Annotated in this window: 19 protein-coding genes; 14 read left to right on the top strand and 5 right to left on the bottom strand. The window is 72.0% G+C overall.

Going from position 1 to position 21,746, the window contains the following annotated elements:
* The first annotated feature begins 44 nt into the window (after positions 1–44).
* The 8 genes from ACFVDP_RS25580 to ACFVDP_RS25545 all read left to right on the top strand — a co-directional run bounded on the left by ACFVDP_RS25580 (position 45) and on the right by ACFVDP_RS25545 (position 8,351).
* Entirely contained in the window at positions 45–2,804 is a 2,760-nt protein-coding gene (locus ACFVDP_RS25580; protein ID WP_383493893.1) for a DNA translocase FtsK, read from the top strand.
* A 270-nt stretch (positions 2,805–3,074) separates the two neighbouring features.
* A complete protein-coding gene (locus ACFVDP_RS25575; protein WP_383493890.1) occupies positions 3,075–3,929 on the top strand; it encodes a helix-turn-helix domain-containing protein in 855 nt (284 codons plus the stop codon).
* 81 nt (positions 3,930–4,010) lie between these two features.
* Positions 4,011–5,483: a 30S ribosomal protein S12 methylthiotransferase RimO gene (gene rimO, locus ACFVDP_RS25570; protein ID WP_383493887.1), complete on the top strand. Its 1,473-nt coding sequence runs from the start codon at positions 4,011–4,013 to the stop codon at positions 5,481–5,483.
* Entirely contained in the window at positions 5,480–6,187 is a 708-nt protein-coding gene (gene pgsA, locus ACFVDP_RS25565; RefSeq protein WP_383493884.1) for a CDP-diacylglycerol--glycerol-3-phosphate 3-phosphatidyltransferase, read from the top strand. The genes rimO and pgsA overlap by 4 nt, the downstream gene beginning before the upstream one ends.
* Positions 6,184–6,762 carry a CinA family protein gene (locus ACFVDP_RS25560; protein WP_383493881.1) on the top strand — a complete coding sequence of 193 codons (579 nt, stop codon included), beginning with the start codon at positions 6,184–6,186 and terminating at the stop codon, positions 6,760–6,762. The genes pgsA and ACFVDP_RS25560 overlap by 4 nt, the downstream gene beginning before the upstream one ends.
* Before the next feature lie 109 nt (positions 6,763–6,871).
* On the top strand, positions 6,872–7,252 hold the full coding sequence (locus ACFVDP_RS25555) for a helix-turn-helix domain-containing protein (protein ID WP_383493878.1): 381 nt from the start codon (positions 6,872–6,874) through the stop codon (positions 7,250–7,252).
* Positions 7,253–7,375: 123 nt separating this feature from the next.
* Positions 7,376–7,849: a Dps family protein gene (locus tag ACFVDP_RS25550; protein WP_383493875.1), complete on the top strand. Its 474-nt coding sequence runs from the start codon at positions 7,376–7,378 to the stop codon at positions 7,847–7,849.
* A gap of 166 nt (positions 7,850–8,015) precedes the next feature.
* Positions 8,016–8,351 (top strand): hypothetical protein, encoded by a 336-nt coding sequence (locus tag ACFVDP_RS25545; RefSeq protein ID WP_383493872.1) that lies wholly within the window; start codon positions 8,016–8,018, stop codon positions 8,349–8,351.
* Here the strand turns inward: ACFVDP_RS25545 and ACFVDP_RS25540 are convergent.
* The 3 genes from ACFVDP_RS25540 to ACFVDP_RS25530 form a co-directional block, all read right to left on the bottom strand.
* Complete coding sequence (locus tag ACFVDP_RS25540) at positions 8,299–9,087, bottom strand: SDR family NAD(P)-dependent oxidoreductase (RefSeq protein ID WP_383493870.1); 789 nt, start codon at positions 9,085–9,087, stop codon at positions 8,299–8,301. The genes ACFVDP_RS25545 and ACFVDP_RS25540 overlap by 53 nt on opposite strands.
* Before the next feature lie 83 nt (positions 9,088–9,170).
* Entirely contained in the window at positions 9,171–9,971 is an 801-nt protein-coding gene (locus tag ACFVDP_RS25535) for an Fpg/Nei family DNA glycosylase (RefSeq protein WP_383493867.1), read from the bottom strand.
* 186 nt (positions 9,972–10,157) lie between these two features.
* Entirely contained in the window at positions 10,158–14,906 is a 4,749-nt protein-coding gene (locus ACFVDP_RS25530) for an ATP-dependent helicase (protein WP_383493864.1), read from the bottom strand.
* 88 nt (positions 14,907–14,994) lie between these two features.
* On the opposite strand from ACFVDP_RS25530, the gene ACFVDP_RS25525 reads away from it, so the two are divergent.
* The 4 genes from ACFVDP_RS25525 (at position 14,995) to ACFVDP_RS25510 (ending at position 18,275) form a co-directional block, all read left to right on the top strand.
* Positions 14,995–15,921 (top strand): AraC family transcriptional regulator, encoded by a 927-nt coding sequence (locus tag ACFVDP_RS25525; RefSeq protein ID WP_383493861.1) that lies wholly within the window; start codon positions 14,995–14,997, stop codon positions 15,919–15,921.
* Between the two features lie 8 nt (positions 15,922–15,929).
* Positions 15,930–16,685, top strand: coding sequence for an AzlC family ABC transporter permease (locus ACFVDP_RS25520; RefSeq protein ID WP_383493939.1), 756 nt, complete (start codon positions 15,930–15,932; stop codon positions 16,683–16,685).
* The gene (locus ACFVDP_RS25515; RefSeq protein WP_383493859.1) at positions 16,682–16,990 is read left to right on the top strand and encodes an AzlD domain-containing protein; all 309 of its coding nucleotides are present in this window, start codon (positions 16,682–16,684) and stop codon (positions 16,988–16,990) included. The genes ACFVDP_RS25520 and ACFVDP_RS25515 overlap by 4 nt, the downstream gene beginning before the upstream one ends.
* 88 nt (positions 16,991–17,078) lie before the next feature.
* Positions 17,079–18,275: a PucR family transcriptional regulator gene (locus ACFVDP_RS25510; protein WP_383493856.1), complete on the top strand. Its 1,197-nt coding sequence runs from the start codon at positions 17,079–17,081 to the stop codon at positions 18,273–18,275.
* Positions 18,276–18,306: 31 nt separating this feature from the next.
* Here ACFVDP_RS25510 and ACFVDP_RS25505 read toward each other — a convergent pair whose 3' ends face one another.
* Positions 18,307–19,257 carry a hypothetical protein gene (locus ACFVDP_RS25505; protein ID WP_383493853.1) on the bottom strand — a complete coding sequence of 317 codons (951 nt, stop codon included), beginning with the start codon at positions 19,255–19,257 and terminating at the stop codon, positions 18,307–18,309.
* A 79-nt stretch (positions 19,258–19,336) separates the two neighbouring features.
* Between ACFVDP_RS25505 and ACFVDP_RS25500 the strand changes: the two genes are divergently transcribed.
* Together ACFVDP_RS25500 and ACFVDP_RS25495 are read left to right on the top strand one after the other, a co-directional pair.
* The gene (locus ACFVDP_RS25500; RefSeq protein WP_383493849.1) at positions 19,337–19,531 is read left to right on the top strand and encodes a DUF3046 domain-containing protein; all 195 of its coding nucleotides are present in this window, start codon (positions 19,337–19,339) and stop codon (positions 19,529–19,531) included.
* 80 nt (positions 19,532–19,611) lie between these two features.
* The gene (locus tag ACFVDP_RS25495; RefSeq protein WP_383493846.1) at positions 19,612–20,883 is read left to right on the top strand and encodes an AI-2E family transporter; all 1,272 of its coding nucleotides are present in this window, start codon (positions 19,612–19,614) and stop codon (positions 20,881–20,883) included.
* A gap of 38 nt (positions 20,884–20,921) precedes the next feature.
* Here ACFVDP_RS25495 and ACFVDP_RS25490 read toward each other — a convergent pair whose 3' ends face one another.
* Positions 20,922–21,692: a hypothetical protein gene (locus tag ACFVDP_RS25490; RefSeq protein WP_383493842.1), complete on the bottom strand. Its 771-nt coding sequence runs from the start codon at positions 21,690–21,692 to the stop codon at positions 20,922–20,924.
* Positions 21,693–21,746: the final 54 nt, after the last annotated feature.

The raw sequence follows: 21,746 nt of genomic DNA, 5'->3' as shown, positions 1-21,746 counted from the left end.
GACCACACGTGTCCCCGGCGCCCTCCCCCGGTAACCTCCCACCTATGGCCTCACGTCCCGCAGCCAAGAAGACGCCCGCGAAGAAGACGGCGGCGCCGACCAAGGCTCCGGCGAAGAAGGCCGCTGCGAAAAAGGCGCCCGCGAAGAAGGCACCGCCCAAGAAGGCGGCTGCCAAGAAGGCCCCGCCGAAGCCCGCACCCAATCCCACCGGCGGCCTCTACAGGCTCGTACGCGCCGTGTGGCTCGGCGTCGCCCACAGCGTCGGAGCGATGTTCCGCGGCATAGGGCGGGGCGCGAAGGGGCTCGACCCGGCGCACCGCAAGGACGGCCTGGCGTTGCTGCTGCTCGGTGTCGCGCTGATCTGCGCCGCCGGGACCTGGTCCAATCTGCAAGGTCCCGTGGGGGACCTCGTCGAGATGCTGGTGACCGGCGCGTTCGGCCGGCTCGATCTGCTGGTGCCGCTGCTGCTCGGCTTCATCGCCGTGCGCCTGATCCTGCACCCCGAGAAGCCCGAGGCGAACGGGCGGATCGTCATCGGCCTCTCCGCGCTGGTCGTCGGCGTGCTCGGCCAGGTCCACATCGCCTGCGGCTCGCCCGCGCGCAGCGAAGGTATGCAGGCCATACAGGATGCGGGCGGCCTCATCGGCTGGGCCGTCGCGACCCCGCTGAGCTTCACCATGACCCAGGTACTCGCGGTCCCGATGCTCGTCCTGCTCACCGTCTTCGGGCTGCTCGTGGTCACCGCGACACCGGTCAACGCGATCCCGCAGCGGCTGCGGCTGCTCGGCGTGCGCCTCGGCATCGTGCACGACGACGCGCTCGTCGGGGACACCGTCGACGGCGAGTACGACGACGAGTGGCGCGAGGCCACGCCCGCGCGCGGGCGGCGGCGCCCGGCGGCCCGGGAGGAGCCGCAGGGCTACGACCCCGACCGGATAGAGGAAGACGCCCTCTCCAAGCGGCGCAGGCCTCGGCGCACGTCCGTACAGCCCGCCATGGAGCGCCCCATGGACGCCGTGGACGTGGCCGCGGCCGCCGCCGCGGCCCTCGACGGGGCGGTGCTGCACGGGATGCCGCCGTCGCCGCTCGTCGCCGACCTGACCCAGGGCGTCGGCGGGGAACGCACGGGGGAGCGCACCGGGGACGTCTCCGCGCCGGAGCGCACGGCGCCCGTACCGACCGCGCGCGGCAGGAAGGCCGGGCAGGCCCCGCCGGCCGCGCCGGAGCCCGAGACGCCGTCCAAGCTCGCCGTGCCCGACCTGACCAAGTCCTCGCCCGACGCGCCGCGCGACCTGCCGCCGCGCGCCGAGCAGCTCCAGCTCGCCGGCGACATCACCTACTCGCTGCCCTCGCTCGACCTGCTGACCCGCGGCGGGCCCGGCAAGTCGCGCAGCGCCGCCAACGACGCCGTCGTCGAATCGCTCTCGACCGTCTTCACCGAGTTCAAGGTCGACGCCGCCGTCACCGGCTTCACGCGCGGTCCGACGGTCACCCGGTACGAGGTCGAGCTCGGCCCCGCGGTGAAGGTCGAGAAGATCACGGCGCTGGCCAAGAACATCGCGTACGCCGTCGCCTCCCCGGACGTGCGGATCATCAGCCCGATCCCCGGCAAGTCCGCGGTCGGCATCGAGATCCCGAACACGGACCGCGAGATGGTCAACGTCGGGGACGTGCTGCGCCTGGCGGACGCCGCCGAGGACGACCACCCGATGCTGGTCGCGCTCGGCAAGGACGTCGAGGGCGGCTATGTGATGGCGAACATGGCCAAGATGCCGCACATCCTGGTCGCGGGTGCCACGGGCTCCGGCAAGTCGTCCTGCATCAACTGTCTGATCACCTCGATCATGGTGCGGGCGACCCCCGAGGACGTTCGGATGGTCCTCGTCGACCCCAAGCGCGTGGAGCTGACCGCGTACGAGGGGATTCCGCACCTCATCACCCCGATCATCACCAACCCCAAGCGGGCCGCCGAGGCGCTGCAGTGGGTCGTGCGGGAGATGGATCTGCGCTACGACGACCTCGCGGCCTTCGGCTACCGGCACATCGACGACTTCAATCAGGCCATCAGGGACGGCAAGCTCAAGACGCCCGAGGGCAGTGAGCGCGAGCTGAAGCCGTACCCGTACCTGCTGGTGATCGTCGACGAGCTCGCCGACCTGATGATGGTCGCGCCGAGGGACGTGGAAGACTCGATCGTGCGGATCACGCAGCTCGCGCGTGCGGCCGGAATCCATCTGGTCCTCGCCACCCAGCGGCCCTCGGTCGACGTCGTCACCGGCCTCATCAAGGCCAATGTGCCCTCGCGGCTCGCCTTCGCCACCTCCTCGCTCGCCGACAGCCGCGTCATCCTGGACCAGCCCGGCGCCGAGAAGCTGATCGGCAAGGGCGACGGGCTCTTCCTGCCCATGGGCGCGAACAAGCCGACCCGTATGCAGGGCGCATTCGTCACCGAGGACGAGATCCAGGCCGTCGTGCAGCACTGCAAGGACCAGATGGCGCCCGTCTTCCGGGAAGACGTCGTCGTGGGCACCAAGCAGAAGAAGGAGATCGACGAGGACATCGGCGACGACCTGGAGCTGCTGTGCGCCGCGGTGGAGCTGGTCGTCTCCACCCAGTTCGGGTCGACGTCCATGCTCCAGCGCAAGCTGCGCGTGGGCTTCGCGAAGGCCGGCCGGCTGATGGACCTCATGGAGTCGCGGAGCATCGTCGGCCCGACCGAGGGATCCAAGGCGCGGGACGTGCTCGTGAAGCCGGACGAACTCGATGGAGTGCTCGCGGTGATCCGCGGGGAGGCTCAACCTTAGGCCGGTCGGACCCGGACCGGGCGGCCCGGAATCGCGCAGTCCTGGACCGGCGCGATTTCGATGTCACTCGTAAGGGAATCCGGGGCAACCGTTTCCTCATCCCGTACGTCAAGTTGAGGGAAGGGGCGACGCCTTGTCGACCACCAGAACCTCGGGTCACGCCGGTGGCTCTGATGGCGTACAAAGTCCGACCGCCCGGTTGCCCCACCCTTTCGTACCCCCCCTAGACTGAACCTCCAGCAGGTGGCTACACGCTCGAAAGGCGCCCCCGTGTCCATCGGCAACTCCCCTGAAGACGACCGCCCTTCGGAAGACCACATCCCGCAAGCGGGCGATGACCGGCCGTCGATCGGTCAGGTCCTGCAGCAGGCACGTGTCGCCGCGGATCTCACTGTCGACGAGGTCAGCCAGTCGACCCGGGTGCGCATTCCGATCGTCCATGCGATCGAACAGGACGATTTCTCGCGCTGTGGTGGCGACGTGTACGCGCGTGGCCACATCCGCACGCTCGCGCGTGCCGTGGGGATCGATCCCGAACCCCTGCTCGCGCAGTTCGGCGCCGAGCACGGCGGACGGCCCGCCCCGACACCGGCCACACCGCTGTTCGAGGCCGAGCGCATCCGTTCCGAGCCCCGTCGGCCGAACTGGACGGCCGCCATGGTCGCCGCGATCGTCGCGGTCATCGCCTTCGTGGGCTACACGGCGGTGAACGGCGGGGGCGGCGACAGCGACAAGCAGCAGGCCGCCGAGGGCGCGACCCCCAGCACGTCCAAGCCCACCAGCCCCAAGCCGAAGCCCAGCACCAAGAAGCCCTCCGACCCGAAGCCGAACCCGTCCGACAGCGCCATCGCGGCCGCCCCGCGCGACAAGGTCACCGTCAAGATCAACGCGGCGGACGGGCGCAGCTGGATCTCCGCGAAGGACCACAACGGACGGCTTCTGTTCGACGGAGTGCTCGAACAGGGTCAGTCGAAGACCTTCCAGGACAACCAGAAGGTCGACGTGGTGCTGGGTGATGCCGGTGCCGTCCAGCTGTATGTGAACGGGAAGAAGATCCAGGACGAGTTCCAGGCCGGTCAGGTCGAGCGGCTCACGTACACCAAGGGCGATCCCGAGGTCGGCTGACACCCCCGTCCGGTGGCCTCGGCGATCTCCCGGTAACCCTCCCGGCGAGGGCTGTCGGTGGGACGAAGTAGTCTTGAGTCCATGCCCGAACGCCGTACCGTCGCACTTGTCACTCTTGGCTGCGCCCGTAACGAGGTGGACTCGGAGGAGCTCGCAGGCCGCCTGGAGGCGGACGGCTGGGAGCTCGTCGAGGACGCCGAGTCCGCCGATGTCGCCGTCGTGAACACCTGTGGCTTCGTCGAAGCCGCCAAGAAGGACTCCGTCGACGCCCTCCTCGAAGCCAATGACCTCAAGGGGCATGGCAGAACCCAGGCCGTCGTGGCGGTGGGCTGCATGGCCGAGCGGTACGGCAAGGAGCTCGCCGAGGCCCTCCCCGAAGCCGACGGTGTGCTCGGCTTCGACGACTACGAGGACATCTCCGGCCGCCTCCAGACCATCCTGTCGGGCGGGAGCGTGGAGGCCCACGCCCCGCGCGACCGGCGCAAGCTGCTGCCCATCAGCCCGGCCGAGCGCCAGGAGGCGGGCTCCGGCATCGCCCTGCCGGGGCACGCCCCGGTCGTGGAGCTGACCGAGCTTCCCGAGGGTGTCGCGCCCGCGTCCGGGCCCCGCGCGCCGCTGCGGCGCCGGCTCGACGGGGCGCCCGTGGCCTCCGTGAAGCTGGCCTCCGGCTGCGACCGGCGGTGCACCTTCTGCGCCATCCCCTCGTTCCGCGGCTCGTTCATCTCCCGCCGCCCGTCCGACGTGCTCAACGAGACGCGGTGGCTCGCCGAGCAGGGTGTCAAGGAGGTCATGCTGGTCTCCGAGAACAACACCTCGTACGGCAAGGACCTCGGTGACATCCGTCTCCTGGAGTCGCTGCTGCCCGAGCTGGCCGGTGTCGACGGGATCGAGCGGGTGCGGGTGAGCTATCTGCAGCCCGCCGAGATGCGGCCGGGGCTCATCGACGTGCTGACGGGGACCGAGAAGGTCGTCCCGTACTTCGATCTCTCCTTCCAGCACTCGGCTCCCTCGGTGCTGCGCTCGATGCGGCGCTTCGGCGACACCGACCGCTTCCTGGAGCTGCTCGACACCATTCGGAGCAAGGCGCCGCAGGCGGGTGTCCGGTCGAACTTCATCGTGGGCTTCCCCGGTGAGTCCGAGGCCGATTTCGCCGAGCTGGAGCGGTTCCTGAACGGCGCGCGGCTGGATGCCATCGGCGTCTTCGGCTACTCCGACGAGGAGGGCACGGAAGCGGCCACGTACGAGAACAAGCTGGACGAGGACGTCGTCGCCGAGCGGCTCGCGCGTGTGTCGCGTCTCGCCGAGCAGCTGGTGTCGCAGCGGGCCGAGGACCGCCTGGGCGAGACCGTGGAGGTGCTCGTCGAGTCGGTGGACGCCGAGGACGGCGTGCTCGGCCGCGGCGCGCACCAGGCACCGGAGACGGACGGCCAGGTGCGGCTCACGGGCGGCGAGCGACTGAGTGTCGGCCGTATGGTCGTGGCAAAGGTGGTCGGGACCGAGGGAGTGGACCTCGTCGCCGAGCCGCTCGACGGGCTTGAGGAGGCAGGCAGATGACCGGAGTGCCGGCATCCGCCGCGGGTGGCACCGGTAGGCCGGCGCCCGGCGGCAAGCTGGGCACTGCGGCCGTGAACCAGGCCAGCCTGTGGAACATCGCCAACATCCTGACCATGATCCGGCTGCTCCTGGTGCCGGGTTTCGTGGCGCTGATGCTGGCCGACGGGGGCTACGACCCGGCGATGCGGGCGTGGGCCTGGGCGGCGTTCGCCGTCGCCATGATCACGGACGTCTTCGACGGTCATCTGGCCCGTACGTACAACCTGGTCACCGACTTCGGGAAGATCGCCGACCCCATCGCCGACAAGGCGATCATGGGAGCGGCGCTGATCTGTCTGTCGTCGCTCGGTGACCTGCCGTGGTGGGTGACCGGCGTCATCCTCGGGCGTGAGCTGGGAATCACCCTGCTGCGCTTCGTGGTGATCAGGTACGGGGTCATCCCGGCCAGCCGCGGCGGCAAGATGAAGACCCTCGCGCAGGGCACGGCCGTGGGCATGTACGTGCTCGCGCTGACCGGGCCGCTCGCGACGTTCCGGTTCTGGGTGATGGCGGTGGCCGTGGTGCTCACCGTGATCACCGGCCTCGACTACGTACGACAGGCGGTCGTGCTGCGTCGCGCCGGACTGGCCGAGGCGCAGGCCGCCGCGGCTGTCTCCCAGGCCGCAGCGGCCGGTCAGACGCCTTCGGAGGCGGCCGAGAAGTGACGTACGGGGCTGCCGAGGCGCTGCGGCTGTTGACGGAGCGAGGGGAGACCCTTGCCGTCGCCGAGTCGCTGACCGGCGGTCTCGTCGCCGCGGAGCTGGTGTCCGTGCCGGGGGCCTCGAAGGCCTTCCGCGGCTCCGTCACCGCGTACGCCACCGAGCTCAAGCACACGGTGCTCGGAGTGGACGCGGGACTGCTCGCCGCGCACGGCGCCGTCCACCCGGATGTGGCGCTCCAGATGGCCGCCGGAGTGCGCGACGCGCTCGGTGCGCACTGGGGGATCGCCACCACCGGCGTCGCGGGCCCCGAGCCCCAGGACGGGCAGCCGGTGGGCACCGTCTTCGTCGCCGTGGCAGGGCCCGAGGGGCCTGGGACGGACGGTTCCCGGCATGTACCGGATTTCGCTGGTAGCCGCAAAGTGCTCCGGCTGCGGTTGAACGGCGGCCGGGCGGAAATTCGTAGAGAGAGTGTACGGAGCGTGCTCGGGCTGCTCGCGGAAGAGCTGGTCGGAGGGCATTCCGGCGAACGTACTGGGAATGCGCGGACACAGGATACGGAACAGAACGGGGGGTTTTGATGTTTGCAGCCCTGAGTGAACACGACATCGCTCCCCGCACGGCCGCCGCCCAAGGCGGTACGGTGGGGCGTGAAGGATGCGGCTACGCGGTCCGAGGAGGGAGCCACCGATGATTCTGCTCCGTCGCCTGCTGGGTGACGTGCTGCGTCGGCAGCGCCAGCGCCAGGGCCGTACTCTGCGCGAAGTCTCCTCGTCCGCCCGAGTCTCGCTCGGTTATCTCTCCGAGGTGGAGCGGGGGCAGAAGGAGGCATCCTCCGAACTGCTCTCCGCGATCTGCGACGCGCTTGACGTACGGATGTCCGAGTTGATGCGCGAGGTGAGCGACGAGCTCGCTCTCGCGGAGCTGGCCGCGTCGGCGGCAGCCGTCCCTTCGGAGCCGGTGCCAGCGCCGGTTCGCCCGATGCTCAATGCCGTCTCCGTGACCGGCGTCCCGCCGGAACGGGTGACGATCAAGGCACCTGCGGAGGCCGTGGACGTCGTCGCGGCGTAGTGCCTGAGCACAGCATGAGTGTGAGAAGAGCCCCGGTCGGCATCGCCGACCGGGGCTTCTTCGTATGTCCGTTGTCGTACGTATATGTCATTGTTGGTGATGATTTCGATACGGAGGTAACGGATGTACGTCGTGAAGAGCCCGCTGTCCGATGCTGACCTGAAGACCGTCTCCGAGGCACTACAAGGAGCCTTGGTCGACCTGGTGGATCTCTCACTGGTGGCGAAGCAGGTCCACTGGAACGTGGTCGGTCCCCGCTTCCGGTCCGTGCATCTGCAGCTCGACGAGGTCGTGGACACCGCGCGCCTGCATTCCGACACGGTGGCCGAGCGGGCCTCCACGCTCGGGGTGTCGCCGGACGGCCGGGCCGGGACCGTGGCCGCCACCAGCGGGATCGGCGCCGTCGCCGACGGCTGGGTCAAGGACGTGGACGCCGTGGGGACGCTCGTGGACGCCCTCGGCGCCGTGATCACCCGGATGCGGGAGCGGATCGACGCGACCGGTGACGCGGACCCCGTCAGCCAGGACATCTTCATCGCCATCACGGCCGACCTGGAGAAGCATCACTGGATGTTCCAGGCCGAGAACGGCGGCTGAGCCCCTGCCGCGCGACCGGGAGCGTGCCGTCTCGACGGTGGCGCGCCCCGGTGCGCCCTGTCCGTGAGGTGCGGGCGTCATTAGCGTCGGGATGTGGCGAGTGGTGCAGGCGTCGTGAGTATCGGGCAGTGGCCAGTGGTGCGGGACGGGTGGAGGTGAGCGGGCGGTGACGGTGGGCCGGTGGCGAGCGCTGCGCTGGATACCCGCCGTGCTGGTCGGGGCGCTGTGGTGGTGGGGAGTGCTGCGGCTGGCCTTCGCGCCGGACGCGGGGGCGTTCGAGGGGGCCGTCGCCGCGGGGGGCTGGGGGCTGAGTCTGCTGCCGGTGCACGCGTTGCCCAAGTCGAAGGCCGCCGGCGTCGCGGGAATGCCGGGTCACCACGGTGCCCGGCGGGTGCGGGTCAGGGCGCTGCGGGCCGGGCAGGATGCCGCGGGCGGGTTGTCGGGACTGGTCACCAGGGCATGGCGACGCCTCCGTTCGGGCGGAGGATCTGGCCCGTCGTGAAGGACGCGGCGTCAGAGGCGAGATGCAGCACCGCGTGCGCGATCTCGTCCGGCTCGCCGACCCGGCCGAGCGGGGTCATCCGCGTCATCAGGGACTCCGTGTGGGCCTGGGCGCGATCGTCGTGCCGGGTCGTCATCGGGGTGCGGATCCAGCCGGGAGCGACCGCGTTGACCCGGATGCCGTGCGGTCCGACCTCCGTCGCGAGTGTCTTCGTCAGCTGGACGACGGCCGCCTTGGCGACGCCGTAGCAGAGCAGGCCCGGGCCGCCGGTGTCCACGGCGCCGGACGCCATCGTGACGATGCTGCCGCGAGTCCCGCTCGCGATCATCGTGCGGGCCGCTTCCTGGCAGGCGTACAGGACGCCCTTGAAGTTGATGGAGAGTACGCGGTCGAGGTCCTCGTCGCGGGTCTCCAGGACGGGGCTGGAGTGCATGATCCCGGCGATCGCGGCCATGATGTCGAGGCCGCCGCTGCCGTCGCCGGTGGGGCGGGACGCCGTGGCGATCGCCTCGGTGAGCTGGGTGCGATCGCTGACGTCGAGCGGGTGCGGGTGCGCGGTGCCGCCGTCCTGCTTGATGAGGTCCGTCGTCTCGTGCAGGCCCTGTTCGTCGCGGTCCGCGCAGTGCACGGTGGCTCCGGCCCGGGCGAGCAGGACGGCCGAGGCGCGGCCGATGCCGCTCGCCGCGCCGGTGACGAATGCGGTGCGTCCGGTGAGGTCGTACGCCGTGACAGGCATGCAAGGACCGTACGAGCATTTCTGACGGGTCGTCAATTGTCGTGCGCGATCCGAAGTGCGGGCTGCTTCCGCGGGGGCTGCTTCTACGGTGTCGGGCCGTGCTGGCAGCGCGGGCACCAGTAGGTGGGGCGTTCACGGGATCCGTCGCCCTGGTTCGCCTTGCGGATCGGGGTGCGGCAGCGCAGGCAGGGGCGTGGGGCGCGGCCGTAGACGTAGAGGTGCTCGCCGGGGTGGGAGCTGCCGGTGGTGATGCGGGTCGGGCGGTCGCGGTTGGCTTCGAGAAGCTTCTTGGCGAGCAGGGGGAGCCGGGCGGCGGCCTCGTCCGGCAGTTCGCCGACCGGGAGCCAGGGAGTGACGCGCAGGAGGAAGCAGAGCTCGGACTTGTAGACATTGCCGATCCCGGCGAGATTGCGCTGGTCGAGGAGGGCTTCGCCGAGCGGGCGGGCCGGGTCGTCGAACAGGTTGCGCAGGGCCGTGTCGGGGTCCCAGTCGGGGCCGAGCAGATCGGGGCCGAGGTGGCCGACGGCCTTGGACTCCTCCGCCGTGCGCAGGAGTTCGAGGACGGGGAGTCGATAGCCGACGGCCGTGCGGGTCTCGTTGCCGAGGATCGCGCGGATCTGGTGGGCGGGACCGCCGCGCCAGCGCTCGCCCGGGGCGTAGATCTTCCAGGAGCCGTCCATCCGCAGGTGCGAGTGGAGCGTGAGGCCGCCCTCGACGCGGGTCAGCAGATGCTTGCCGCGCGCGGTGACGTCCAGGACCGTACGGCCGGTGAGGTCGGCCGTGGCGAACCGGGGGACGCGCAGGTCGGAGCGGGTTAGCACCTGGCCCGCGAGGGCGGTGTGCAGCCGCTTCGCGGCTTGCAGGACGGTGTCTCCTTCGGGCATGAAACTCAGCGTAGGCGGGGTGGGGGGCGGGTGGCATGCCGTGTGGCTGTGGCTGTGGCTGTGGGCTGGGGTGTGCGGGCGCGCCGTTGGAGGGGCCTGTGGTGTGGGCGGGTGCGGGTGCGGGTGCGTTGTGGCTGGTCGCGCAGTTCCCCGCGCCCCTGACGGGGCCCGGATGGGCCATACGGCTCAGGCGCGCAGGCGCAGGCCGCGGGGTGTCGCGTGGAAGCCGGATTCTTCCAGCAGGGAGGCGTACGGGGAGGTGAGTGCGGCCGTGCCGTTGATCCGTTCGACCGTGATCGTGCCCAGCGCGCCGGAGCGGGCCGCGTCGGCGAGTGCTCGCGCCGCCGCGGGCAGGCGGGGGTCGTCGGCCAGCTCGGCGGGGGTGGGGGCCGCGGCGTCCGCCGAGGGGGTGCCGTCGGTGGCCGGCCAGGCCAGCAGGGTCTTCCCGCCGCGCTCCATGTAGAGCGTCAGTTCGCCGTCGGCGAGGACCACGAGGGAGCCCGCCTTGCGGCCCGGCTTGTGGCCGGCGCCGGTGGGGGGCTCCGGCCAGGACAGGGCCGCCCCGTACGCGTTCGCCGGGTCGGCCGCTGCCAGGACCAGGGCGCGGGGTGCGTCGCTCTTCGTGGCGGGCGTGTCGGCCGGGGCGTAGGGGTCCGGCGGGGGCGCGCCGCGCTCCCGCGCGGTCGCCGCCGCGCGCAGCCGGTCCACGGCGCCGTCCATGGCGAACTGGGCCGCGCCCAGACCCTCCACGACATAGCCGCGCCTGGCCTGGCCGCTCTCCTCGAAGACGGACAGCACCCGGTACACCGCCGAGAAGCCGCCCTCGATGCCTTCGGCGGCCACGGCGCCGCGGGTCACCACGCCGTGCCGGTCGAGGAGGGTGCGGGCCAGGGCGTGGGCGCGCACCGTCGGGTCGCTCTCCTGGGCGGGCAGCACGGACCAGCGGCCCGCGACCGTGGGCGGGCCGGTGCGCGACGTGGCGCGGGCGGCCGCCGTGAGGCTTCCGTAGCGCCCGCGCGGGATGCCGCGGCGGGCCCGGTGGGCGGTGGATCCGGCGGTGCGTCCGGAGCCGAGGAGGGCGCGCATCGGTGCCAGCGTGTCGTTCGTGAGCCGGCCCGACCAGGCCAGCTCCCACAGGGCGTCGGCCAGTTGGGGATCGGTGGCCTCGGGGTGGGTGGTGGCGCGGACCTGGTCGGCGATCTGCCGGAAGAACAGGCCGTAGCCGCCCGCGAGGGTGTCCAGGACCGACTGGTGGAGCGCCGTCGGCTCCAGCGGGTGCGGGGGTGGCAGGAGGAGCGGCGCGGTGTCGGCGAGGTAGAGACTGACCCAGCCGTCCTTGCCGGGCAGTGAGCCCGCTCCGGCCCACACCACCTCGCCGGACGCCGTGAGTTCGTCCAGCATCGCCGGTACGTAGCCGGAGACGCGGGAGGGCAGGACCAGCTTCTCCAGTGCGGAGGCGGGCACCGAGGCACCCTGGAGCTGCTCGACGGCGCGGGCCAGGCCGTCGATGCCGCGCAGGCCGTGACCGCCCAAGTGCTGCCACTGGGGCAGGAACTGGGCCAGGGCGGCAGGGGGCACCGGCTCCAGCTCGTGGCGGAGCGCGGCCAGCGAGCGGCGGCGCAGGCGGCGCAGCACGGCGGCGTCGCACCACTCCTGGCCGATGCCCGCCGGGTGGAACTCGCCCTGTACGACCCGGCCGTTCGCGCCGAGGCGCTGCAGGGCGCCCTCGGTGACCGCGGTGCCCAGGCCGAAACGGGCCGCCGCCTGTGCCGTGGTGAACGGGCCGTGGGTGCGGGCGTACCGGGCCAGGAGATCGCCCAGGGGGTCCTTCACCGGCTCCGTGAACGCCTCGGGGACACCGACGGGCAGCGCGGTGCCCAGGGCGTCGCGCAGTCGGCCGGCGTCCTCGATCGCCGCCCAGTGGTCGGTGCCGGCGAGGCGGACACGGATGGCGCGGCGCGCGGCGGTGAGGTCCTCGGCCCAGCCGGGCCCGGCGCCGCGCTCGGTCAGCTCGGCGTCGGTGAGGGGGCCGAGGAGGCGCAGCAGGTCGGCGACGCCCTCGGCGTCCTTGATGCGGCGGTCCTCGGTGCGCCACTGAAGCTCCTGCTCCAGCTCGGCCAGGACGTCCGCGTCGAGCAGCTCGCGCAGCTCGGCCTGGCCGAGCAGCTCGGCCAGGAGGTGCGAGTCCAGGGACAGCGCGGCCGCGCGGCGCTCGGCGAGCGGGGAGTCGCCCTCGTACAGGAACTGCGCCACGTAGCCGAACAGCAGTGAGCGGGCGAACGGGGACGCCTCCGGGGTGGTGACCTCGACGAGGCGCACCTTGCGGGACTCGATGTCGCCCATCAGCTCGGCGAGCCCGGGTACGTCGAAGACGTCCTGGAGGCACTCGCGCACCGCCTCCAGGACGATCGGGAACGAACCGAACTCGCTGGCCACCTCAAGAAGCTGGGAGGCGCGCTGGCGCTGCTGCCACAGCGGGGTGCGCTTGCCCGGGTTGCGCTTGGGGAGCAGCAGCGCGCGGGCCGCGCACTCGCGGAAGCGCGAGGCGAACAGGGCCGATCCGCCGACCTGTTCGGTGACGATCTGGTTCACGTCGCCCTTGTCGAAGGCGACGTCCGCGGCGCCGATGGGGGCCTGCTCGGCGTCGTACTCCGTGCCCGGCTTGGCGGGCTCCTGGTCGAGGAGGTCCAGGCCCATCAGATCCGCGTCCGGCAGACGCAGCACGATGCCGTCGTCGGCATGCATGACCTGCGCGTCCATGCCGTACTTCTCGCTGAGACGAGCGCCCAGGGCGAGTGCCCACGGAGCGTGCACCTGGGCGCCGAAGGGGGAGTGGACGACGACCCGCCAGTCGCCCAGCTCGTCGCGGAAACGCTCGACCACGATGGTGCGGTCGTCCGGGATGTGGCCGCAGGCCTCGCGCTGCTCGCCCAGGTACGCGAGGACATTGTCGGCGGCCCAAGTGTCCAGGCCCGCCGCGCTCAGCCGCACGCGCGCGTCATCGGGCTTCTGGGAGCCGATCTCGCGGAGGAACGCGCCCACCGCGCGGCCCAGTTCGAGCGGGCGGCCCAGCTGGTCGCCCTTCCAGAAGGGGAGGCGGCCGGGGACTCCGGGGGCGGGGGAGACCAGGACGCGGTCACGCGTGATGTCCTCGATGCGCCACGAGCTGGTGCCGAGCGTGAAGACGTCGCCGACCCGGGACTCGTAGACCATCTCCTCGTCCAGCTCGCCGACCCGGCCGCCGCCCTTCTTGGGGTCGGAGCCGGCGAGGAAGACCCCGAAGAGGCCGCGGTCGGGGATCGTGCCTCCCGAGGTGACGGCCAGGCGCTGCGCCCCGGGGCGGCCGGTGACGGTGCCGGCGACGCGGTCCCAGACGACGCGCGGGCGCAGCTCGGCGAAGGCGTCGGACGGATAGCGGCCCGCCAGCATGTCGAGCACACCGGTGAACGCCGACTCGGGGAGCGAGGCGAAGGGCGCCGCCCCGCGGACCAGGGTGAGGAGGTCGTCGACCTGCCAGCTGTCGAGGGCCGTGATCGCGACCAACTGCTGGGCGAGGACGTCCAGGGGGTTGGCCGGGACGCGCAGCGACTCGATGGAGCCGGTCCGCATGCGCTCGGTCACCACGGCCGACTGCACCAGGTCGCCCCGGTACTTCGGGAAGACGACCCCCGTGGAGACCGCGCCCACTTGGTGGCCCGCACGGCCGACCCGCTGCAGACCGGTGGCCACGGAGGGCGGCGACTCCACCTGGACGACCAGATCCACCGCGCCCATGTCGATGCCCAGCTCCAGGCTGGAGGTGGCCACGACCGCGGGCAGCCGACCCGCCTTCAGGTCCTCCTCGACCAGGGCACGCTGCTCCTTGGAGACCGAGCCGTGGTGAGCGCGGGCGATGACCGGGGGAGCACCTGTCGCCGCGCCGGAGCCGCCCATCAGCTCGGCGGGCGAGTGGTCCTCGGGGAGCGCCTCACCGGTGGCACGCTCGTACGCGATCTCGTTCAGCCTGTTGCACAGGCGCTCCGCGAGGCGGCGGGAGTTCGCGAACACGATCGTCGAGCGGTGGGCCTCGATGAGGTCCGTGATGCGCTCCTCCACCGAGGGCCAGATCGACGGACGCTCGGCGCTCTGGCCGGAATCGGCCACGGGCGAGCCGCCCAGCTCGCCCAGGTCCTCGACGGGAACGACCACCGACAGGTCGAACTCCTTGCCCGAGGGCGGCTGGACGATCTCCACCCGGCGCTGCGGCGACAGATAGCGCGCCACCTCGTCGACCGGGCGGACCGTCGCCGACAGGCCGATGCGGCGGGCCGGGCGGGGCAGCAGCTGGTCCAGGCGCTCCAGGGAGAGCGCCAGATGAGCGCCGCGCTTGGTGCCGGCCACCGCGTGCACCTCGTCCAGGATCACCGTCTCGATGCCGGTCAGCGCGTCACGCGTGGCCGACGTCAGCATCAGGAACAGTGATTCGGGAGTCGTGATCAGAATGTCCGGCGGGCGGGTGGCCAGGGCACGGCGCTCGGCGGGCGGGGTGTCGCCGGAGCGGATGCCGACCTTCACCTCCGGCTCCGGAAGGCCGAGGCGCACCGCCTCCTGGCGGATGCCGGTGAGCGGGCTGCGCAGATTGCGCTCCACGTCGACCGCCAGGGCCTTCAGCGGAGACACGTACAGCACCCGGCAGCGCTTCTTGGGGTCGGCGGGCGGCGGGGTGGAGGCCAGCTGGTCCAGGGCCGCCAGGAACGCGGCCAGCGTCTTGCCCGATCCGGTCGGCGCGACCACGAGCACGTCCGAGCCCTCGCCGATCGCCCGCCACGCCCCGGCCTGGGCGGACGTGGGCGCGGAGAAGGCCCCCGTGAACCAACCGCGGGTCGCGGGGGAGAACCCCTCCAGGGCGTCGGGCGCGCTGCGGGCGCTGTCCGCCCCCTTACTGGACCTGACCATGGCTCCATCCTGCACCCGACCACTGACAACCGCCGTGACCAGCGCAAACGGGTGGTTCGGCGCGCCGGGCGTGGCGCACAATGGGGGCATGGCGGGCAAGGGTGAATGGGCACGGCACTGGCGGTACGAACACCTGCCGGGGCTCGACCTGCTGCGCGCCCGCTACCTGCGCCACACCTTTCCGCGGCACAGCCACGAGGGCTATGTCTTCGGCGCCGTCACGGGTGGTGTCGAGGAGGTCGGTGTGCCCGGCGGCACCCTGCTCGCCGGACCCGGCAGCGTCGTGATGATCAATCCGGAGGTGGCGCACACCGCGCAGGCGGGCGGCCCCGACGGCTGGTCGTACTCCACGCTCTACCCCTCGGCGCAGGTCGTCGCCGAGATCGCGGCCGACATCAGCACGGTGCGCGGCACCCCGGGTTTCGGCGAGCCCATCGTCACCGACCCGCAGGCCGCACGGATGATCAGCGAGGTGCACCGCGCCGCGGAGCAGGGCAACGCGCTGGCCGCCGACAGTCTCCTGCGCGTCGTGCTCGCCCGGCTGCTGCGTGATCACGGCACGGCGCTCGCGCAGCGCCCCCGCAGCACCGCGGGGGTCAGGGCCGCGGCACGCGCGCGTGAGGTCCTGGATGAGCGCATGGCCGATCCGCCGTCCCTGGAGGCTCTCGCCGCCGAACTCGGCACCAGCCCCTTCGCGCTGCTGCGGGCCTTCCGCGACACCTACGGGATGCCGCCGCACACCTGGCTCACCAGCGCGCGGGTGCGGGCCGCCCGCCGCCTCCTGGAAGCGGGCACGGCCCCGGCCGAGGCCGCGGTCGCCGTCGGCTTCACCGACCAGCCGCACCTGAACCGGCACTTCACCCGGATCGTCGGCGTGCCGCCCGGGGCGTACCAGCGGGAGCGCAAGAACGTACAAGACCCGGAAGGACATCTGCTCGTACCGTCCGAGGCGTGGCAGAACAGACGACACCCGCGGACACACGCACAGCAGGAAGGGCGCCCGACACGGCCGTAGCCCCGGCCCTGGACACGGCTCACACCGAGCACACCGGGCACACCGGGCACACCGGAGCGGCCGGGAAGCCGACCGCCGCCGTCGTCCGGGACGCGCTCGGCGTCGGGATCGCCGTCGGACTGTCGGGATTCGCCTTCGGGGTGACCTCGGCGGGCAGCGGTCTCAGCGTGCTGCAGAGCTGTGCGCTCAGCCTTCTCGTCTTCACCGGGGCCTCGCAGTTCGCGCTCGTCGGCGCGCTCGCGGCCGGCGGCAACCCGTTCACGGCCGCCGCGGGCGCCTTCTTCCTCGGAGTGCGCAACGCGTTCTACGGACTGCGGCTGTCGCAGCTGCTCGCGCTCCCGCGCGCGGTGCGGCCGTTCGCCGCGCACTGGGTCATCGACGAGACCTCGGCCGTCTCGCTCGCCCAGCCCGACCGGCGCAGCGTGCGCCTGGGGTTCACCGTCACCGGGCTGACCCTGTACGTGCTGTGGAACCTGACCACGCTGGTCGGCGCCCTCGGAGCCGAGGCCATCGGCGACACCGACGCCTGGGGGATCGACGCGGCCGGGCCCGCCGTGTTCCTCGCGCTGCTGGCCCCGATGCTGAGGACCACCACGGAGCGTGCCGTGGCGGGCCTCGCCGTTCTCCTGATGCTCGGGCTGCTGCCCGTGCTGCCCGCCGGTGTGCCCGTTCTGGTGGCCGCGCTCGCCGCGCCGGCCGTGCTCTACGTAGAGGGGCGTCGCCGGGGCGACGCGCCGAACACGCCGCAAGGAGAGAACCGTTGAACATCTGGATCGCCATCGGAGTCACCGCGGTGGGGTGCTACGCGGTCAAGCTCATCGGTCTGCTCGTGCCCGCGGGGGCACTGGAACGGCCTGTGGTGAAACGGCTGGCTGCGCTGCTGCCGGTCGCGCTGCTGGCCGCGCTCACCGCCCAGCAGACGTTCGCGGACGGCCGCGCGCTCGTCCTCGACGCCAAGGCCGCGGGACTTGCCGCCGCCGCTGTGGCCCTGATGCTGCGCGCGCCCTTCCTGGTGATCGTCGCGGCCGCCGTGGTGGTCACGGCCGGAGTGCGGGCGCTCACCGGCTGAGGGAACCATCGGCGCTTACAGGGGCGGATCCGGCCGGATACTGTGACGCGTCACAACGCCAGGCCCGCAGTGCCCCCAGGGAGGACCCGTGCCGCTGTCACAGGAGGCCCGCTCCCTCGCCGCGCGCTGCGAACCGCGCGTCAACGAACTGGCTCGCCGTATGGCCCGCGAGTCCTTCGAGGAACTGCCCGGCTACGCGCAGTTGCCCGACGACGTGAAGGACCTGGAGATCGCGGCGACCGCGCGGCACGGCGTGCGACTGTTCCTGAAGCGGGTGAACGAGCAGGACCTCGACGAGCCGGGGAGGTCGGCAAGGTCCGCGGGTCACCGGGTGTTCCGCGAGAGGGCCGCTCAGCGCGCCGAGGAGGGTATGCCGCTGCATCTGCTGCTGGGCACCCACACCCTCGGCGTCTACGCGCTCTGGCAGGCGCTGCGTGACGTGGCGCGGCCGGGGGAGGAGGCGGCCCTCGTCGAGCTGGTCGACGTCCTGTTGCAGAGCCACACCGGTGTCGTCGGCGCGGTCGCCGAGACCTATCTGGACGAACGCTCCGCCCTGGAGGCCGAACAGCGCGCACAACGGCGGTCGTTGGTCCGCGGTCTGCTCGACGGGATGGTGCCGTCCGGGCATGTGCTCCTCGATCAGCTCCGGCTCGAAGGGCCCGCCCTCGTCCTGGCGCTCGGCGTGGACGCGCCGCCCGTGGAGGGCCCCGTGGCGGTGCGGCGCCGACTGCGGCGGGTGCAGACCGTCCTGGACCAGGCCTTCGGCGTGGACGTGCTGGCGCTCCTCGACGGTGACGGGGGCCGCGTCATCGTCCCCGGGGGCGGCGCCCCGCCCGAGGACCTGCCCCGGCGCCTCGGCAGTGCCAGCGGTCTGCTGATCCGGGTGGCCGCGGTGCGCGCGGAGGGGCCCGAGCAGATCACCGGCGCGGCACGCACCGCGACCGAGATTCTGCGCATCACGCGCGTGTGCGGCCTGCCGCCGGGGCTGCACCGCCTCGACGACGTCCTGCTCGAATTCCACCTGTCGCGGCCCGACGAGAGCAGCCCGCGCATCGCCGCGCTCCTGGACCCGGTGGCCGAGCGGCCGGAACTTCTGGAGACGCTGCGCACACACCTGGCCCATCGGCAGGACCGCCGGGCCACCGCCGACGCGCTCGGGCTGCACCCCAACACCGTCGACAACCGGCTGGCGAAGATCGCCGAGCAGACCGGGATCGACCTCGCGTCGCCGCGCGGCACCGCCCTCGTGATCGCCGCTCTGCTGCTGCGCGACACCGAACGCTGACCGCGGCCGCCAGGAAAGGCGGAACGGGCCGCTACAAGGGGCGCCCGTAAGCACGCAGGGTGCGAAGGGCCTCGATCGTCACCACGGGGCGCGCCTCCAGAGCGGTTCCCGGTGCCCACTGCCGCCAGTTGACCGGCCAGCCGCCGTCCTCCTGCTGCTCGCTCAGCAGATGGTCGAGCGCCCGGGCCATCTCCTCCTCGGTGAACCAGGAGCGCGCCAGCGACTCGGGCACCTTCGCGTAGTCGTACGGGTAGTGGTGCTCGCCCGGCGCGTAACCAGGAGACACCGGGTAGTCGTCCACGCGCTCCGGATCGAGGACCGCGAGGCGCTGTTCACGTACGAGACGGCCGAGCCGGTCGGCGGCCGCACGCGCGCGTGAGCGGTCCGGCACGCCGTCGAGGAAGGCGATCGCCGCGTGGATCTCGTACGGGTGCGAGACCTTCAGCGACTCGACGGCCGACCAGCAGAAGTCGGTGGCGCGGAACAGCCACGCGTGCCAGACCTCGTTGCGGTGCAGCAGACCGACCACGGGACCGGTGGCCAGCAGGTCGCTCGGCGGGTCGTCGACGATGGGCACGAACGGGGCACAGGGGTAGCCGCGTTGGCTGGGATGCACTGCCGGAAGGGCGCCTTCCGGGGTGGAGACCGTCGTGAGGTAGCGGCACACGCGTTCCACTCGCTGTCCCGAGCAGCGCCCGATGGAGTCCAGCACGCGCAGCGCGTGACCGGTGTGCAGAGGCTGGCTCACGGGTCCGCGCAAGTCCGGTTCGAGGGCGTGCCCGTATCCGTCGTCCTCGTTGCGGTAGGCGGCCAGAGCGGTCTCCACCGCGTCGGCCGCGGCGGCCGGGCCCGCCAGGAAGTGGTAGGCGAACCGGCGCTGCTCCAGAACGCGCGCGGTCAGCCAGATGAAGTGTTCGGCACGGGCGAGCGGGGCATGCGGCGACGGCGATGAGGGGAGTGGGGAAGCTCCGGTTTCGGCCATGCACCGACCGTAGGACGGAAAGCGTTCTCAACAAGACTCCCCGGCACGGCTGCACTCCCAGGGGCTGGATACTGGAGTCATGCGGTTGACGGTCTTCTGGCAGCGGATGGCGGATCACTTCGGGTCCGGGTACGCCGACACCTTCGCGCGCGACCACGTGATGGCGGGGCTCGGCGGGCACACGGTCCATGAGGCGCTGGACGACGGCTGGGAGGCGAAGGACGTCTGGCGTGTGGTGTGCACCACGATGAACGTGCCTCAAGAGGACCGCTGAGCGGCGCTGTGAGGCGCTGAGCGGGCCGGATTCCCTGCGCGTGGCACTGATTGCCCGTGAGGTGGGCGAGACTGGGCAGCGTGGCAGCGACAGACGAGAACCTCCAGGTGAAGACCGACGCCGCACCGCCCGGCACACCGCCGCCCGAGCCGCCCTCGGGTCCGGAGGCTGCCACGCGCGCGGGCATGCCGCGCTGGCTGCCGCGCGCCATGGTGCTCGCCCTGGCGCTCATCGCCTGTTTTCAGCTGGGCAGCTGGGCCTTCCACCAGGTCACCGGCCTGCTGATCAACGTACTGATCGCGTTCTTCCTCGCGCTGGCCATCGAGCCCGCGGTGAGCTGGATGGCGGCGCGCGGTCTGCGCCGTGGGATGGCCACCGGCCTCGTCTTCCTCGGCGTGATGATCGCGACCGCCGGTTTCGTCTTCCTGCTCAGCTCGATGCTGGCCGGCCAGGTCGTGGACATGGTCGAGGACTTCCCGAAGTATCTCGACCAGCTCATCAGCTGGGTCAACTCGACGTTCCACACGGACCTGAGCCGGGTCGAGGTGCAGGACAGCCTGCTGCACTCGGACTGGCTGCAGAAGTACGTCCAGAACAGCGCGACCGGCGTCCTGGACGTGTCCGGGCAGGTGCTCGGCGCGCTCTTCCAGCTGCTGACGGTCACCCTGTTCTCGTTCTACTTCGCCGCCGACGGCCCGCGCCTGCGACGCGCACTGTGCTCGGTGCTGCCGCCCGCCAAGCAGGCCGAGGTGGTGCGCGCGTGGGAGATCGCCGTCGACAAGACCGGCGGTTATCTGTACTCGCGCGGTCTGATGGCGCTCATCTCCGGGATCGCGCACTACATCCTGCTGCAGGCGCTCGGAGTGCCGTACGCGCCCGTGCTCGCCGTGTGGGTCGGACTCGTCTCGCAGTTCATCCCGACGATCGGCACCTACCTGGCGGGCGCGCTGCCGATGCTGATCGCCTTCACGGTGGACCCCTGGTACGCGCTGTGGGTGCTCGTCTTCGTCGTGATCTACCAGCAGTTCGAGAACTACATGCTGCAGCCGAAGCTGACCGCGAAGACGGTGGACATCCACCCCGCGGTTGCCTTCGGGTCGGTCATCGCGGGCACCGCGCTGCTCGGCGCCGTGGGAGCGCTCATCGCGATCCCCGCCGTCGCCACGCTGCAGGCGTTCCTGGGGGCGTACGTGAAGCGGTACGACGTGACGGACGACCCGCGTGGGCGGGGGCAGCGCAGGCGCGGCGGCGCGTCGCTCCTCTCGCGCGCGCGGAGTGCCCTGAGGGGGCCGAACGAGCCGGGGGCCGAGTCCGCGGCGGAGTCCGAGGCCCGGCAGTCCGAGGCCCCGTAGCCCGAAGCCTGTGAGGGTGCGTCCGGGGGCTGGGCCGGTCAGTACGTGAGGGCGGCCCAGGCGCCGGCCGTGAGAACCGCCACCGTGTAGGCGGCGACCGCGCCGTACATGACGCGCTCCTTGGTGCGGTCCTGCCAGGACGTACGCGACATCAGCCAGGCCAGGGCCGGCAGGACGAGCACGGCGTGCAGGCTGACCCCGTGCAGCGGCTTGAGCGCGGCCGTCGAGTGGTACGCCGCCTCCTGGTGTCCGCTCCTGGTCAGCACCACACCACGCGCGATCATGGCCGCGCCGGAGGCGAGCGCCACCAGAAGGACGGCGAAACCGGCGCGCACTGCGAGCGGCATGCCCGTGCACCCGCCCGGTCGGGTGCGGAAGGAGGCGACGGCGAAGACCGTCAGGAGCACCACCAGGACGCCGCCGCCCACGGCGAGCGACAGGGAGACGGCGGTGTCGAAGGCGGTCTCCATGTCGAGGTGCGACGGGACCTTGCGCCATGCCTGGAGGGTGATGCCGCCGACCTCCAGGACACAGTCCGCGGCGAAGACCACGAGCAGGACGTTCCGCAGCCGGGCGCCGACGCGGAGGTACGACGTCACCCAGGTGAGGGCCATCAGCGTCAGGCCGAAGGAGAGCCCGAAAGTGACGGGCTTGCGCCAGGAGACGGGTCCGCTCCACGGGCCGCCGTCGAGCGCGAACACGACGAGATGGGCGAGCCCCGACACGACCAGGACGGCACCGGTCGTGTGACAGAGCCGCTCGGCCGGGGTGTACCGGCGCTCCACGGGGCAGGGGTGGGAGAGGTCCATGCGGACAAGGCTCGTCGCGCGGGCCCGGGCAGGCGTCGTCCGGCCGGAGGCACC

Origin of the sequence: Streptomyces sp. NPDC057694, from assembly GCF_042799415.1 — a bacterium.
Taxonomy (GTDB): Bacteria; Actinomycetota; Actinomycetes; order Streptomycetales; family Streptomycetaceae; genus Streptomyces.
Note: the sequence above shows the minus strand (reverse complement) of the source record. Positions and strands in the feature narration are given on the sequence as shown.